This window comes from Mycobacterium sp. E2733, from assembly GCF_001667585.1.
Taxonomy (GTDB): domain Bacteria; phylum Actinomycetota; class Actinomycetes; order Mycobacteriales; family Mycobacteriaceae; genus Mycobacterium.
Genome location: NZ_LZJZ01000109.1, coordinates 23,134 through 37,685, shown reverse-complemented (window position 1 = coordinate 37,685; position 14,552 = coordinate 23,134). Strand labels below are relative to the sequence as shown.

11 protein-coding genes and 1 pseudogene are annotated in these 14,552 nt (G+C 66.3%); 2 read left to right on the top strand and 10 right to left on the bottom strand.

Going from position 1 to position 14,552, the window contains the following annotated elements; translation table 11 throughout:
- The first annotated feature begins 65 nt into the window (after positions 1 to 65).
- Entirely contained in the window at positions 66 to 485 is a 420-nt protein-coding gene (locus tag A5678_RS20765) for an MmpS family transport accessory protein (RefSeq protein WP_068046077.1), read from the top strand.
- Positions 482 to 3,391, top strand: a complete 2,910-nt coding sequence (locus A5678_RS20760; RefSeq protein ID WP_068046074.1) for an RND family transporter — start codon at positions 482 to 484, stop codon at positions 3,389 to 3,391. Before A5678_RS20765 ends, A5678_RS20760 begins: the two co-directional genes overlap by 4 nt.
- On the opposite strand, the gene A5678_RS20755 is transcribed toward A5678_RS20760, so the two are convergent.
- The 10 genes and pseudogenes from A5678_RS20755 to A5678_RS20710 all read right to left on the bottom strand — a co-directional run bounded on the left by A5678_RS20755 (position 3,388) and on the right by A5678_RS20710 (position 14,365).
- A complete protein-coding gene (locus tag A5678_RS20755) occupies positions 3,388 to 4,221 on the bottom strand; it encodes a DegV family protein (protein WP_068046071.1) in 834 nt (277 codons plus the stop codon). The genes A5678_RS20760 and A5678_RS20755 overlap by 4 nt on opposite strands.
- A gap of 146 nt (positions 4,222 to 4,367) precedes the next feature.
- A pseudogene (octT, locus tag A5678_RS20750) lies at positions 4,368 to 5,081 on the bottom strand (diglucosylglycerate octanoyltransferase); the annotation flags it as partial.
- Entirely contained in the window at positions 5,071 to 5,745 is a 675-nt protein-coding gene (gene gpgP / locus A5678_RS20745) for a glucosyl-3-phosphoglycerate phosphatase (protein WP_068046066.1), read from the bottom strand. The pseudogene octT and the gene gpgP, both read right to left, overlap by 11 nt.
- Positions 5,742 to 6,131: a ribosome silencing factor gene (gene rsfS, locus A5678_RS20740; protein WP_068046063.1), complete on the bottom strand. Its 390-nt coding sequence runs from the start codon at positions 6,129 to 6,131 to the stop codon at positions 5,742 to 5,744. The genes gpgP and rsfS overlap by 4 nt, the downstream gene beginning before the upstream one ends.
- Positions 6,128 to 6,784 carry a nicotinate-nucleotide adenylyltransferase gene (nadD, locus tag A5678_RS20735; RefSeq protein WP_255396930.1) on the bottom strand — a complete coding sequence of 219 codons (657 nt, stop codon included), beginning with the start codon at positions 6,782 to 6,784 and terminating at the stop codon, positions 6,128 to 6,130. The genes rsfS and nadD overlap by 4 nt, the downstream gene beginning before the upstream one ends.
- Before the next feature lie 168 nt (positions 6,785 to 6,952).
- On the bottom strand, positions 6,953 to 8,398 hold the full coding sequence (locus A5678_RS20730; RefSeq protein ID WP_068046060.1) for a VWA domain-containing protein: 1,446 nt from the start codon (positions 8,396 to 8,398) through the stop codon (positions 6,953 to 6,955).
- Positions 8,399 to 8,408: 10 nt separating this feature from the next.
- The gene (locus A5678_RS20725; RefSeq protein WP_068046056.1) at positions 8,409 to 9,284 is read right to left on the bottom strand and encodes a MoxR family ATPase; all 876 of its coding nucleotides are present in this window, start codon (positions 9,282 to 9,284) and stop codon (positions 8,409 to 8,411) included.
- A gap of 33 nt (positions 9,285 to 9,317) precedes the next feature.
- Entirely contained in the window at positions 9,318 to 10,577 is a 1,260-nt protein-coding gene (locus A5678_RS20720) for a glutamate-5-semialdehyde dehydrogenase (RefSeq protein WP_068046051.1), read from the bottom strand.
- 105 nt (positions 10,578 to 10,682) lie between these two features.
- Positions 10,683 to 12,128: a mechanosensitive ion channel domain-containing protein gene (locus A5678_RS20715; protein WP_068046047.1), complete on the bottom strand. Its 1,446-nt coding sequence runs from the start codon at positions 12,126 to 12,128 to the stop codon at positions 10,683 to 10,685.
- On the bottom strand, positions 12,125 to 14,365 hold the full coding sequence (locus tag A5678_RS20710) for an adenylate/guanylate cyclase domain-containing protein (protein ID WP_082945644.1): 2,241 nt from the start codon (positions 14,363 to 14,365) through the stop codon (positions 12,125 to 12,127). Before A5678_RS20710 ends, A5678_RS20715 begins: the two co-directional genes overlap by 4 nt.
- Between the last annotated feature and the right edge of the window lie 187 nt (positions 14,366 to 14,552).

Below are 14,552 nucleotides of genomic sequence, written 5' to 3'. Positions count from 1 at the left end.
TATGCGGAAGGCGGTCAGGTGTGGCTAGTCCAGACTCAGGTCCACGTAGCGGCACCGTAACCCGCGTGCTCAAACGGGCGTGGATACCGCTGCTTCTGGTGGTGGTCTTGGCTGTTTCGGCGTTGATCGTGTCCCGGCTCCACAAGATTTTCGGCTCGCAGGATCTCAACGCGAACGCCGGCAAGGGGATCGAAATCGTGCAGTTCAACCCGAAGGTCGTGGTCTACGACATCACCGGGCCGCCCGGGGCCACCGCCAACATCAACTACTGGGACGAGAACGCCAACACCCATCAGGTGAACGCGGCGCCGCTGCCGTGGTCGACCACCATCTCGACGACCTTGCCGTCGGTCAGCGCCAACATCATGGCGCAAAGCGACAGCGGTGAGATCAGCTGCAAGATCACCGTGGACGGCGTCGTCCGCGAACAGCGGAGTTCCGACGGCCACAACGCGCAGACCTTCTGCCTGGTGAAGTCCGCATGAGCAACGCGAGCAACAAGACCCAACGGGATGTGAGCGCGGCCGACACCGGCCCGATCAACGTCAAGGGCCTGTCCAAGGCCGAGCGGGGCCACCGCCCGTACCTGCCGCATGCGATCCGCATCTTTGCGGTGCCGATCATTTTGGTTTGGTTGTTCGTGACGGTCCTGGTGAATGTCATCGTTCCGACACTGGAAAAAGTTGGTGAGGCCCACTCGGCGCCGATGACACCGCTGGACGCGCCGTCGATGAAGGCGATGATGCGCCTGGGCCACAATTTCCACGAATTCGACTCCAACAGCACGGTGATGATCGTGTTGGAGGGCCAGCAACCGCTCGGCCCCGACGCGCACCAGTACTACGACAAGCTGATTCGGCAACTCCGCCAGGATCCCAAGCACATTCAGCACATTCAGGACTTCTGGGGCGACCGGCTGACGGCGGCGGGTGCGCAGAGCGCCGACGCCAAGAGCGCCTATGTGCAGGTGAACCTCGCCGGTAACCAGGGCACGACGCTGGCCAACGAGTCGGTGGATTCCGTCCGCAAGGTGATCGAGGAGAACAAGGCGCCACCCGGCGTGAAGGCCTACGTCACGGGCCCTGCCGCGCTGTCCGACGATATGCACATCATCGGTAACGCCAGCCTGGCCAAGATCACGCTGTTCACCTTGGGCGCCATCGCGATCATGTTGCTGCTGGTCTACCGGTCCATCGTCACCACGCTGGTGCAGCTGTTCATGACCTTTGTCGCGCTGGCGTGTTCGCGGGGGGTCGTCGCGGTTCTCGCGTACCACAACGCATTCGGGCTCACCACCTTCGCCGCCAACATCCTCACCATGTTGGCGATCGCCGCGGGTACGGACTACGGCATCTTCCTCATCGGGCGCTATCAGGAGGCGCTGGCCGCAGGCGAAGACCGAGAAACCGCGTACTACACCACATTCAAGGGTGTCGCCCCGGTCGTCTTGGGGTCGGGCCTGACGATTGCGGGCGCGACCTATTGCCTCAGTTTTTCGCGGCTACCGTGGTTCAACACCATGGGGGCGCCCGTGGCGATCGGCATGATCGTCGTGGTGCTGGCCGGCGTCACGCTGGGGCCCGCGGTGGTGTTCGTCGGCAGCCGCTTCCACTTGTTCGAGAGGCAGGCCAAGCGTGGCCGGCTGTGGCGCCGGGTGGGTACCGCCGTAGTACGTTGGCCGGCACCGGTTTTGGCCGTGAGCGCCGCGGTCGTGCTGGTCGGCATGATTGCCCTGCCGAGCTTCCACACGAGCTACAACGACCGCCATTACCTGCCATTGTCCGCTCCGTCCAATCAAGGACAGGAGGCCGCGAACCGGCATTTCTCCGAGGCACGGATGAACCCCGACCTGTTGATGGTCGAATCCGACCACGACATGCGAAACCCGGCCGACATGCTGGTGCTGGACCGGGTGGCCAAAAACGAGATGCGCACGCTGGGCATCGCGATGGTCCAGGACATCACCCGGCCGCTGGGCATTCCGATCCAGCACAGCTCGATACCGTTCCAGAACAGCGTCCAGAGTCAGACGACGATGCAGAACATGAGCTTCCTCAAGGAACGCATCGCCGACATCCTCCGGATGGCCGACGACCTGCAGACCCAGATCGAAACCACGCAACGCCAATACGAGGTGTCGCTAGACCTGGCCAACGCCGCCGACGACAGCGCGAAGACGACCGCGGTGACGTCGCAGATCACCGACACCCTGCGTGACCACATCGCGGATTTCGACGACACCTTCCGGCCGATACGCAGCATCTTCTACTGGGAGCGGCACTGCTACGACATTCCCGTGTGCATCGGGTTGCGGTCCCTGTTCGACACGTTCGACGGGTTCGACCAACTCGCCGAGCAGTTCCACTATCTGACGGCCGATATCGAGCACACCGCCAAGGCCACCCATGACCTGAATGCGCTGTTTCCCACGCTGATCACCACGCTGAAGACCACCAGGGGCATCACGCTGACCCTGTATCAGACGTTCAAGGCGATGATCGACCAGATGGAGGCGATGAGCAACACCGGGATCGTGATGGGGCAAAGCTTCGACGCATCGAAGAACGACGACTTCTTCTACCTGCCGCCCGAGGCCTTCGACAACCCCGACTTCCAGACCGGCCTTCGGATGTTCTTGTCGCCGGACGGTAAATCGGCGCGGTTCTTCATCACGCATCAGGGCGATCCGATGTCGCCCGAGGGCATTGCGCAAGTCGACGCCGAACGCACCGCCGCGCAGGAGGGTCTCAAGCAATCGTCGCTGTCCGACGCCCGGGTCTATCTGGGCGGAACCGCCGCGACGTTCAAGGACATGGCCGACGGCGAGAAGTACGACCTGATGATCGCCGTGGTGTCCGCGCTGACGCTGATCTTCATGATCATGCTGCTGCTCACTCGAAGCGTGGTGGCGGCGCTGGTGATCGTCGGCACCGCGGCCAGCTCGATCGCGGCGTCGTTCGGCCTGTCCGTGCTGATTTGGCAGGACCTGTTCGGCATCAGAATCCACTGGATCGTGATGGCGCTGTCCGTGATCATCCTGCTGGCCGTCGGATCCGACTACAACCTGCTGCTGGTGTCCCGGTTCAAAGAAGAGATCCATGCCGGCCTCAAAACGGGGATCATCCGGTCGATGGCGGGTACCGGCGGGGTGGTGACGGCGGCGGGTCTGGTGTTCGCGTTCACCATGGCGGCCATGTTGGGCAGTGACCTGCGGGTGCTGGGGCAGTTCGGTTCGACGGTGTGCATCGGTCTGCTGCTCGACACGCTGGTCGTGCGCACGTTGCTGATGCCGTCGATCGCGACGCTGCTGGGCCGCTGGTTCTGGTGGCCGCAGGTGGTGCATCCACGGGGCGACAACGCGCGGCGGTCGGTGGCGGCGGCCTCCGCCTAAGGCGTCGGCAGCTGCACGACGACCGCGACGGCTCCTGCGCCGACATGCAACGCCAGCACCGGCCCCAACGGGGTGATGATCGCCGGCTCGCAGGCCGGTAGTCTGCGCGCCAGCTCCGCCGCCACTTCCTTCGCGCCGTCCGGGTTGGCGACGTGATGCACCGCCAGCGCGGCGGGACTGTCGCCGGCGGCGTCGCAGACCCGGTCGATCATCGCCTCCGTTGCGTGGGTGACGGTGCGCACCCGTTGGGCCAGAACGAGTTTGCCGTCGTCGATGCGCAGCAGCGGCTTGAGCGCCAGCGCTGTGCCCAGCCATGCCTTGGCGCCGCCGATCCGTCCGCTGCGGCGCAGGTTGTCCAGGCGGTGCACCACCATGAACGCGTGGCTGTGCCGTGCCGCCGCCTTTGCCGCGTCGGCGACGGCGTCGAGGTCGCCGCCGCCGGCCGCGGCCCGCGCGGCGGCCAACGCAATAAAGCCCGTGCCCATCGCGGTCGACCTCGAGTCGACGACCCGCACGTGGGCGTCCAGGTCGGCGGCGGTCCGTTCGGCGGCGCCGCAGGTGCCCGACAGCGCGGATGAAAGGTGCACCGCCACCACGCCATCACCGGCGCTGTCGGCCAATGCCTGCTGGTAGGCGTCGGCCAGTTCGGCCGGCGTGGCAGCCGCCGTGGTGGCGTGACGCTTGTAGATGTCTTCGGGGATCTCGTCCACACCGTCGCGCAAGTCCACGCCGTCGAGCAGGATGTGCAGCGGCACAACGCGTATCGCCCACTGCTCCAGCAGGTCGGCCGGCAAGCGCGCCGACGCGTCGGTCACCACCACGACGGTCACGAGCGTGGCTTGTCGGTCGACACGCCGGTTTGATTGCGCGGGTCTCCCCCGCAAGCGGGTGGGGGTCCCTCCCTCTGGGGGCGTGCCCCCACCTCATCACGCTGCGCGTCCCCCGCAAGCGGGTGGTGCCCCCACTGCATCGTCACCACGCCGGCTTCGGCCAGGGCCTTCAGCATCAGCTCGGCAACCGCCTCGTGGGCTTCGAAATTCCAGTGAATGCCGTCGGGATTCCCTCGTCCACTCATGATGTGCTCGGCGACCGCCGCCTTGAGATCGACCAGGGGGACATCGTGGTTCTGCGCCCACTCGGTGATCGCCGCGGCGGTCGCGGGGCGGCCGTGGTGGGCCCTGCCGTACGTGTCGGCGATGTGCACCGAGGGCAGCGAGGCCACGATCGGAATCCCCGGGCGGTTGAAATCGATTGCGTTGCGGGTCTGTTCGAGGTAGTCGGCACTCAGGTGCGCGGGCAGCGCGGACCGGGCCACCGGTGAAAGCCTGGGCTGCAGCCAGCCGTAGCCGTCGCGGACCCAGCGCCGCAAACGCGGCGGGCGCACGTAGCGGATCAGTTCGCGCAGCGCGGTCGGCAGCACCGACGGCAGCGAATCCATGCCGCCGGTTGCGAAGATGACGGCGCCCGCCCTGGGCAGCGCCGCCCAGGCGCGCGGGTCCTGGGTCGCCGCCCACCAGATGTCCCGGCACGTCCAGCCGATGCGCCCGATCAGTTCGACATCCCAATCTAATTGGGCGGCAACGATATTCGGCCAAATGCGGGGATCGTCGGCGGGTAGGCCGCCGGTGGGCCCGTAGTAGGCCAGCGAATCCGCGAAGATCAGCAGCGTGGGCCGGGCCTCAGAGGACATCGTTGGACACCTGTGCCGAAGCGTTCCATACGTCCAGGCGCCACCGGATGCGCTCGAAACCCGCCCCGGAGTCGTCGGAATGGCCCGAGAGCTGCACCCAGCTGGCGTTGCCCATGCCGCCCAAAACCGGCCAGTTGGTGACCGGAAGCTTCAGCAGCGCGGCGGACAGCGCGGCGATCAGGCCGCCGTGGGCCACCAGCACCACCGGCCGATCGGCGTGCTGGGGGCCACCCCATTCCGGCTCGCCGGAGACCAATTCGGTGACCAACGGCACGCTGCGGGCGGCGACGTCGACCCGGCTTTCGCCGCCGTGCGGCGCCCAGGTGGCGTCCTCGCGCCAGGCCAGGCGGGCACCGGGGGCGTGCGTGTCGACCTCGGTGTGCGTCAGTCCCTGCCAGTCGCCGAGGTGCGTTTCCCTTAACCGCGGATCCACCCGGATCGGCAGGCCGGTCCGCTCCCCCAGCCTGATTGCCGTGTCGTAGGCGCGATGCAGATCCGACGACACGATCAGCAACGGCTGCAGCTTGCCGAGCACCTCGGCCGCCGCGATCGCTTGCGCCCGCCCGAGTTCGCTGAGTTGGGAATCCAGCTGGCCCTGCATGCGGCTGCCGGCATTGAACTCGGTCTGCCCGTGCCGCAACATGATCAGGCGACGAATCGTCATGGCGTGCCCGCCGAGTCGTCGGGGACGGCGGCCAGGTCCACCGGCACCACCGGGCAGTCGCCCCACAACCGGTCCAGGGCGTAGAAGTCGCGGTCGTCCTGGTGCTGAATGTGCACGACGATGTCGCGGTAGTCCAGCAGCGTCCAGCGGCCCTCCCGGGTGCCCTCCCTGCGCGCGGGTTTGTAGCCGGCCCTGCGCATCTTCTCCTCGACCTCGTCGACGATGGCATTGACCTGCCGTTCGTTGGACGCCGAGGCGATGACGAAGCAGTCCGTGATGACCAGCTGGCCGGACACGTCGATCACGACGACATCGTCGGCGAGCTTCGAGGCGGCCGCGCCGGCGGCCACCGTCGCCATGTCGATGGCCTCCTGGGTGGCGGTCATGTGTTGTTCCCGGCGGGCAGGGTTGAGCGGCTCACGGTGTCCTTCGATTTTTTGCCGCTACGGTACAGCCGGCGCTTGGAGACGTACTGCACGACGCCGTCGGGCATCAGATACCACAGGGGCCGCTGCTGTTCGGCGCGCAGCCGGCAATCGGTCGACGAGATCGCCAGCGCCGGGATCTCAACGAGCGTCAGCACGTCCTCGGCCAGCTCGCCCAGCACGCCGGTGATGTGCTCCCGGCGCAGCTCGTATCCGGGCCGGCTGACGCCGACGAACCGCGCCAACTGAAACAGCTCCTCCCAGCCCTGCCAGGACAGGATGGACGCCAGGGCGTCGGCGCCGGTGATGAAGTACAGCTGCGAATCGGGGTTGAGGGCGTGCAGGTCCCGCAGGGTGTCCTTGGTGTAGGTGGGCCCGGCGCGGTCGATGTCGACCCGGCTCACCGAGAAGCGGGGGTTGGACGCGGTGGCGATCACCGTCATCAGGTATCGGTCCTCGGCGGCGGAAACGTGCCGGTCTTTCTGCCAGGGCTGACCGCTGGGCACGAACACCACTTCGTCGAGGTCGAACAGGTCGGCGACCTCACTGGCGGCAACCAGGTGCCCGTAATGGATGGGATCGAACGTCCCACCCATCACTCCCAGCCTGCGCAGCTGCTTTTGCACGATTTGCCAGCTTACTTGAGGCGGCGATCCGGCCCGATTTCTCAGCCGGCCGCCCACCTCCCGGGGCCGTCTCGCGCGGCCGCCTCCCGCGAGGGTGACGCCGGCGCAGCTCTGGAGTCCGAGCGTCACGCCAGCGTGACGCGAGGCGCGACCGCCTTAGACCGGCAACAGCTGGTCGATCACCGCGGCGAGCTGCTTGGCCGACCGGCATTCGTGCATCGCGATGACTTCTTGGTAGCGCGGCACCGCCGAGTCGCCGCTGCCCCACAGGTGCTTGGGCTCGGGGTTCAGCCAGTGCGCGTGCCGGCTGGCGGTCACCATGTGGGCCAGCAGCTCGGTCTCCGGGTTGCGGTAGTTGGTGCGGCCGTCGCCGAGCACCAGCAGCGAGCTGCGCGGCGACAGGACGTTGGGGAACGCCTGCACGAACGACGCGAACGCGTTGCCGTAGTCGGAATGCCCGTCGCGGCTGTAGACGCCGGCCTCGCGGGTGATCCGCTGGATCGCCACGGCCAGGTCGGCTTCTGGTCCGAACATGTGGGTCACCTCGTCGGTGGTGTCGATGAAGGCGAACACCCGGACCCGCGAGAATTGTTGGCGCAGCGCGTGTACCAGCAGCAGGGTGAAGTGGCTGAATCCGGCGACGGAGCCGGACACGTCGCACAGCACCACCAGTTCCGGTCGCGCAGGGCGGGGTTTGGCCAACACCACGTCGATCGGCACGCCGCCGGTGGACATCGACTTGCGGAGGGTCTTGCGCAGGTCGATCACCCCGGCGCGGCTGCGTCGCCGGCGGGCCGCCAGCCGGGTGGCCAGGGTCCGGGCCAACGGGGCCACCACCCGTTGCATCTGGCGCAACTGCTCGCCGGAGGCGCGCAGGAATTCGACGTTCTCGGAAAGCTGTGGGATGCCGTACATCTGGACGTGGTCGCGACCGAGTTGTTCGGCGGTGCGTCGTTTGGTCTCGGCATCGACCATCTTGCGCAACTGGGTGATCCGTTGCGCGGCGAGCGCTTTGGCGATCTGCTCCTGGGTGGGCGTGGGTTCGTCGCCGTACGGGGCGAGCAGCCCCGCCAGCAGCTTGCCCTCCAATTCGTCGAGCGCCATCGCCTTGAGCGCCTGGTAGGAGGAGAACGACGGTCCGCGGCTGGAACTGTATTTGCCGTAGGCCTCCACGATGCGCGCGATCATCGCGACCAGCCGCTCGTCCATGTCGGCGAGGTCGGGGTTCTCGGCGAGCAACTCCAGCAGCATCTGGCGCATGGCCTCGACGTCGTCGGGCGGCAATGAGTCGTCCGGCGTCCCGTCGGCCTCCTCGTCGGTCACCACCGCGCGCGTGCCCAAAGCCGCGGGAAACCACAGGTCGAACATGGCGTCGTAGGTCTCGCGGTGTTCGGGACGGCGCAACACGGCGCAGGCGATGCCCTCGCGCAACACCTCACGATCGCCCAAACCGAGGGTGGCCATCACCCGCCCGGCGTCCACGGTCTCGGATGGTCCGACCGAAATACCCACTCCACGAAGGGCTTCCACGAATCCCACCAGGTGGCCGGGCAGCCCGTGCGGGGCGAGCGGCCGGGTGGGTCGGATGCGGCGGGGGGCCATCGGCGCGTCCCTAGTTCAACCGGAGTTCGCCGGTCGCGCGCTGCTGGTCGGACTGATGCTTGAGGACCACACCCAGGGTGGCGGCAACGACGGAGTCGTCGATTGTGTCCAGGCCCAGCGCCAGCAGCGTCCGGCCCCAGTCGATGGTCTCGGCGATGGAAGGCACCTTCTTGAGTTGCATGCCGCGGAGCACGCCGATGATGCGCACCAGCTCCTCGGCGAGGTGCTGGGGCAGCTCGGGCACCCGCGACAACAGGATGCGGCGCTCCAATTCGGGACTGGGAAAGTCGATGTGCAGGAACAGGCAGCGACGCTTGAGGGCCTCCGACAATTCGCGGGTGGCGTTGGATGTCAGCACCACGAACGGCGTCCGCTCGGCGCTGATCGTGCCCAGCTCGGGCACGGTCACCGCGAAGTCGGACAGCACCTCGAGCAGCAGCCCCTCGATTTCGATGTCGGCCTTGTCGGTTTCGTCGATCAGCAGCACCGTGGGCTCGGTGCGCCGGATGGCCGTCAGCAGCGGTCGCTGCAGCAGGAACTCCTCGCTGAACACGTCGTCCTTGGTCTGATCCCAGTCTCCCGAGCCGGCCTGGATACGCAGGATCTGCTTGGCGTGGTTCCACTCGTAAAGGGCGCGAGCCTCGTCCACCCCCTCGTAGCACTGCAGGCGGACCAGTCCCGAACCGGTCGCCTCGGCGACGGCGCGCGCCAACTCGGTCTTGCCGACGCCGGCGGGGCCCTCCACCAGCAACGGCTTGCCCAGCCGGTCGGCCAGGAACACCGCGGTCGCGGTGGCGGTGTCGGGCAGGTAACCGGTCTCGGCCAACCGTCGCGAGACGTCGTCGATGTCGGCGAACAGCGGCTTGGGCCGGGCGGGCACGCTCACTATCTCGGTTCTCCTAAAGCACTTTCGTCGCGGTCAGGCGGGGCGGATTTGCCCGTCACCCCACGCGATCCACTTGGTCGAGGTCAACTCCGGCAGCCCCATCGGGCCGCGCGCATGCAATTTCTGGGTGGAGATGCCGATTTCGGCGCCGAAGCCGAACTGCTCACCGTCGGTGAACGCCGTCGACGCGTTAATCATCACTGCCGCGGCATCGACACCGTCGCTAAACCGTTGCGCCGCAGCCATATTGCTGGTCACGATCGATTCGGTGTGCCCGGTGCCGTACTCGTTGATGTGGGCGATCGCGGCGTCGATGCCGTCGACCACCGCTACCGCGATGTCCATCGACAGATACTCGCGGCGCAGGTCGTCCTCCGCCGCGTCCGCGGAGAACCCGCCGTGCACGGTCACGCCGGCGTCCTCAAGGGCGGACACCAGCCGGGGCAGCGCCTTCTTGGCGATCGCGGCATCGACCAACAGCGTCTCGGCGGCGTTGCAGACACTGGGTCGACGGGTCTTGGAGTTCAGCAGGATCCGTTCCGCGACGTCGAGGTCGGCGCCTTCGTGGACGTACACGTGACAGTTGCCCACGCCGGTCTCGATGGTCGGTACCTGCGCGTCACGGACCACCGCGTTGATCAGGCTGGCTCCCCCGCGCGGAATCACCACATCGACCAGGCCGCGGGCCTGAATCAGGTGCGTCACCGTGGAGCGATCGGCGGCCGAAAGCAGTTGCACCGCATCGGCGGGCAGGTCCTCACTGACCAGCGAAGCGCGCAGCACCTGCACCAGCGCCTGGTTGGACCGCGCGGCCGAGGAACTTCCGCGCAACAACACGGCATTGCCCGACTTGAGCGCCAGGCCGAAGGCGTCGACGGTGACGTTGGGCCGGCCTTCGTAGATCATGCCGACGACGCCGAGCGGCACGCGCTGCTGCCGCAGATGTAAACCGTTGGGCAGGGTGTAGCCGCGCAGCACCTCGCCGACGGGGTCGGGCAGCCCGGCGACCTGGCGCAGGCCGGCGGCGATTCCCTCGACACGCTTGGGGTCCAGCGCCAACCGGTCGAGCATCGCGGCCGGGGTGCCGGCGGCTTCGGCGGCGCCGAGATCTTCGGCGTTGGCGGCAACGATCAACTCGGTGTGGGCCGCGATCGCGTCGGCCGCGGACCGCAGGGCCTGGTCCTTGGCGACCGTCGGCAGCAATGCCAGGACGCGGGAGGCGACCCGGGCGCGACGGGCGGCGTTGTGGACCTCTCGGCGCAAGTCAGGCAGCGATGGTGCTTGCAGACTCATTGAACCAGGGTATCGGGCCTTAGCTGGCCAGGTGAGGCGGCCCGGGTATTACGCCATCCGCTCCGCGCGTAACGCCCGGCCGTCCCGGATTCGGCCGGGGGCGGGTCAGCCCGGCTGTCTCGCCGAGCGTTGTGCCTCCACGGCGGCCGGCCCGACCCGCTCGCGGCGCGTGAGCTGCCGGACCTTGGTTTGCCGCTCGTCGATCAACCGGCCTAGGTCTTGCAGCAACAACGGCTTACGCAGCACGAGGTGCTCGAGGTGCTCGCGATCTATCTGCAGCGCCGTCACCTCGTCCAATGCGTACGCGCCAGCGAGGTTGGGCTGGCGGGTCAGCGCAGTCAGGCCGAGGAACGAACCCTCGTCGAGGACGCTGACCGGGACCACCGACCCGTCTTCGGCCGTCGCGGTCAACCGCACCCGGCCGGCAATCAAGAAGGTCATCCCCCGCGCCACCTGACCGGCGGATTCCATGACTTCGTCGGCACCGTAACGGACGATCTTTGCGTATGGCATCAACGATTGCTGGTCAGTGTGACTGAGCCGCAACGCCGGCGCCACCACCGTGCGCAGCGCCTTTTCCACGCGTTCCTTGGTGGAGTAGTTGTCGTCGGCACCGTCTAGACGCAGGCGCGCCCGTCGCGCGGCGTACCAAACCCAGCGCAGGAACGTCGCTTCGGTGGTTTCGGCGTCGGCAGGCGACATCAGCTTGACGGTGGTGCAGTACTGGGCGCCGCCCAAAGCGACCGTGGTGGGCATGGTTTCGGGTTTGCGGGCCGGTAGCGCGGCGGCGACGCGGGTCAACATCGCGCACACCTTGTCCGGCGCATCGCCGGCGGCGAATTTGGTGGTGATCGCGCAGTCGTATGCGCGAGACGGGCGGCTCAGATTCGTGAACGAGGTGCCGGCCAGCATCGAGTTCGGCATGATGCGGATTCCGCTGCCGGTGTCGATGTGTACGGAGCGCCAGTTGACTTCGACGACGCGCCCGCGCGCCGTTCCCGTGTCCAGCCAATCGTTGATCCGGAACGGCTGCTCGAACAGCATGAACAAGCCGGACACGATCTGGCCGACGGAGTTCTGCAGCATCAGGCCGATAACCACCGATGTGATGCCCAGCGCGGTGAACAAGCCACCGATCCGGACGCCCCAGATGAACGACAGCATCAACGCCAGGCCGACGCCGATGACCCCGAAGCGGGCGACGTCGATGAAGATGGCCGGCAGTCGTTTGCGCCAGCTGTCTTCGGGGGCGCCCTCGAACACGGTGGCGTTCAGGGCCGACAGCACCAGCACCAACACCAGCAGGCCGAACACCGTGGTGAGGATCCGTACCGAACCATCTCCGGCCGACACCTGCGAAGCCTTGACGAGCAGCAGCAACAGCGCACCCAGCGGCAGCAGGTAATTCCGCAGCAGGCTTACCTGCCTGGCCAAATGGCTATTTCGGCGGACGAGCGCGCGGTGCACCTCGGTGAGCAGAATCAAACCGACCGGGAATCCGAGCGCGACGCCGATGGCCCAGTAGAACCACGATGATTGGAACAAGTTCATGATCGCTCCGACAACCGGTAGATCGCCTGGTCCGTTCCGCCGACCGAGATGGTGCCGGCCGGCGTGAACTGCCGCACGTCACGCATCGCCTCATATACCTGCGAGGTGACGTAAATCCCGGATTGGTCTGCACCGCTTTGCATTTGGTAGGCGAGACTGACTGCGGCGCCCCACATGTCGTAGACGAGGCCCGAGCGCCCGACCAGTCCGCTGACGACGTTGCCGGTGTTGATGCCCACTCGCAGCCGCAGCTCGTGACCGGTTTGGTTGTTGAATCGCTCGATGATGTGGCGCATTTCGACGGCGAAGTCGACGCTGCGGTGAATGCTGTCCAGTCGTGGCGTGACCACCCCACAGCTGGCGAGATAGCCGTTGTGGAATGTGCGGATCCGCTCGACGCCGAGCGATTCGGCCGCCGAATCGAACTGCCGGAACAGTTCGTCGACGATCCCGACCAACTCGTCGCCCGATACATCCACGGAAACCTCGTCGAGGCCGACGATCTCGGCGAAGATGATGGCGACGTCCTGGTGTTCCTCCGCGATGGTCTCCTGACCCTCGCGATATCGCTGAACGACAGACTCGGGCATGAGCGCCAGCAACAAGCGGTCGTTCTCCCGGCGCTGCTCGTTGAGTAACTCCTCTTTGATCGCGAGATTGCGACTCATCTCATTGAAAGCCGAAGTCAGCTCGCCGATTTCGTCGCGTGTTTTTACCGGGATATTGACCTCGTAGTCGCCGGAGCTGATCTTCTGCGTCCCGGCCTGCAACCGACGGATCGGACGTAACATCAGCTGGGCCAATACCATCGAGGCCACGCAGATGGCGAAGATCATGATCGCCACCGTCAACACCAGCGTTCTGCTGAACCTGCCGAGCCGCGCGAAGGCATCGGAGTTGTCCCGCGTCGCCAGAATCGACCAGTGCAGATCGGAGTTCGGCACGGTCAGCGGGGCGTAGGCCTCCAACTCCCTGTTGCCGAGGTAATCGGTGGCGCTGACGACTCCCGTCTGCCCGCGTTGGGCGGCGCGCAGGCCCGCGGTCGGCACCGGCTGAACCAGCGTCGTACCGCCTAGCCGGATCGCTTCCTCCACGACGTCCGACGGGGTGCCCGAGGCCACGGCCTCGCGCTTGTATTCGGCTGGGTCCTCCAGGAAAAGCCTTGAGTCGGAACGCATCAGATTGTCGGGACCGGCCAGATATGTCTCGGTTGCCGGCCCCATGCCGGCGGCCTCCCAGTGCTTGTTGGCGGTCATGATGTTGTTGATCTTCGAGATCGGCAGCGGCAGGGCCATGACGCCGTTCAATCTGCCGTTCATTCCGACGGGTGACACCACCCACGCGGTGGGGGTGTCGAGTTGCGGTTGGTAGGGCTGGAAGTCGGTGATCCAGACGAAGTCGACATCGTTGGAACGCAAGGCCTTTTGGTATGCCTCGCGCAGATTGGATTCGCGGTACGGGCCGGTGAGGATGTTGGTGCCGAGGTCCGGGCCCTTGTTGACCGAAAAGACGACATTGCCCTGCATGTCCAGCAACAGCGCATCGGGGTATTCGAACCGGGTGACAATGTTGCGCATGTAGAAGCCGTAGCGGGCGCTGGCCGCCGACCACGCGCTGCCGTCACCGGCGTCGTCAATCTTTCTTGCCTCCGAGATCGACGGGTTCGGTGCGGTGTAGAACGCCTGAAGGTACTTCTGCGCGCTGGAACTCGGGAAGATTGCGTTGCGATCGAGTTCCTCACCGGTGATCTGCTTGATCGGTTTGATCATGTTGTTGTCGTAGTAGTTGACCAGCGCCTGCTGCTGGGCCGGCGTGATCGTCGCGTTCGACAACTGCGCGAAGCCGTCGGTGAACGCCGACGTGGCCTCGACGATGCTGAAGCCGCCGCTGTAGACGATGAGCGAATTGGTGACTTCTTTGAAAAGCGACTGCACTTGCCGCGCCTGGGACTGGCGCAGTTCCGTGAGTCGCTCGGACTCGACTTGGCGCAGCGCATTGCGGCCCGAGGATGCCCCGATGAAGGCGATGACGCCGATCGACAGGATGCTGCAGACGAGCAGTGTCAGCAAAAGCTTGGATTGCAGGCCGAGCCGGAAAAGCCGACGGCGGCGGAACTTATGGCGTTTGCGCGCCTGGCCCTGCTGTGCCACAGGCATTTCGGCCGGAGAGTGTCCAGCGGCATTTTCCGGTGCGGTGTTGGAAGCCGGCTCAGCATCTTGTAGCTCGCTCGATGTCACTCGACTTCGCCCTTCCTCGGACACGCAGCATCGCTCACGCAGCACACTAGCGCGCGCGTCTCAAGATATGGGCGATTGCGGCAAAGCGTTCGACGCTAGCGCTGGCCGCCCCTTCATTCAGGTAATGGAGCCCACTTATCCTTGGCGCTCTGAGCGATGGGTGCGCGGAGGGTTGCGGTTGCGGGGC

Coding starts and splice junctions, on each gene's coding strand:
- A5678_RS20760 (WP_068046074.1), top strand. CDS start 482: ATGAGCAACGCGAGCAACAAGACCCAACGGGATGTGAGCGCGGCCGAC.
- gpgP (WP_068046066.1), bottom strand. CDS start 5,745: ATGACGATTCGTCGCCTGATCATGTTGCGGCACGGGCAGACCGAGTTC.
- rsfS (WP_068046063.1), bottom strand. CDS start 6,131: ATGACCGCCACCCAGGAGGCCATCGACATGGCGACGGTGGCCGCCGGC.
- A5678_RS20730 (WP_068046060.1), bottom strand. CDS start 8,398: ATGGCCCCCCGCCGCATCCGACCCACCCGGCCGCTCGCCCCGCACGGG.
- A5678_RS20720 (WP_068046051.1), bottom strand. CDS start 10,577: ATGAGTCTGCAAGCACCATCGCTGCCTGACTTGCGCCGAGAGGTCCAC.
- A5678_RS20715 (WP_068046047.1), bottom strand. CDS start 12,128: ATGAACTTGTTCCAATCATCGTGGTTCTACTGGGCCATCGGCGTCGCG.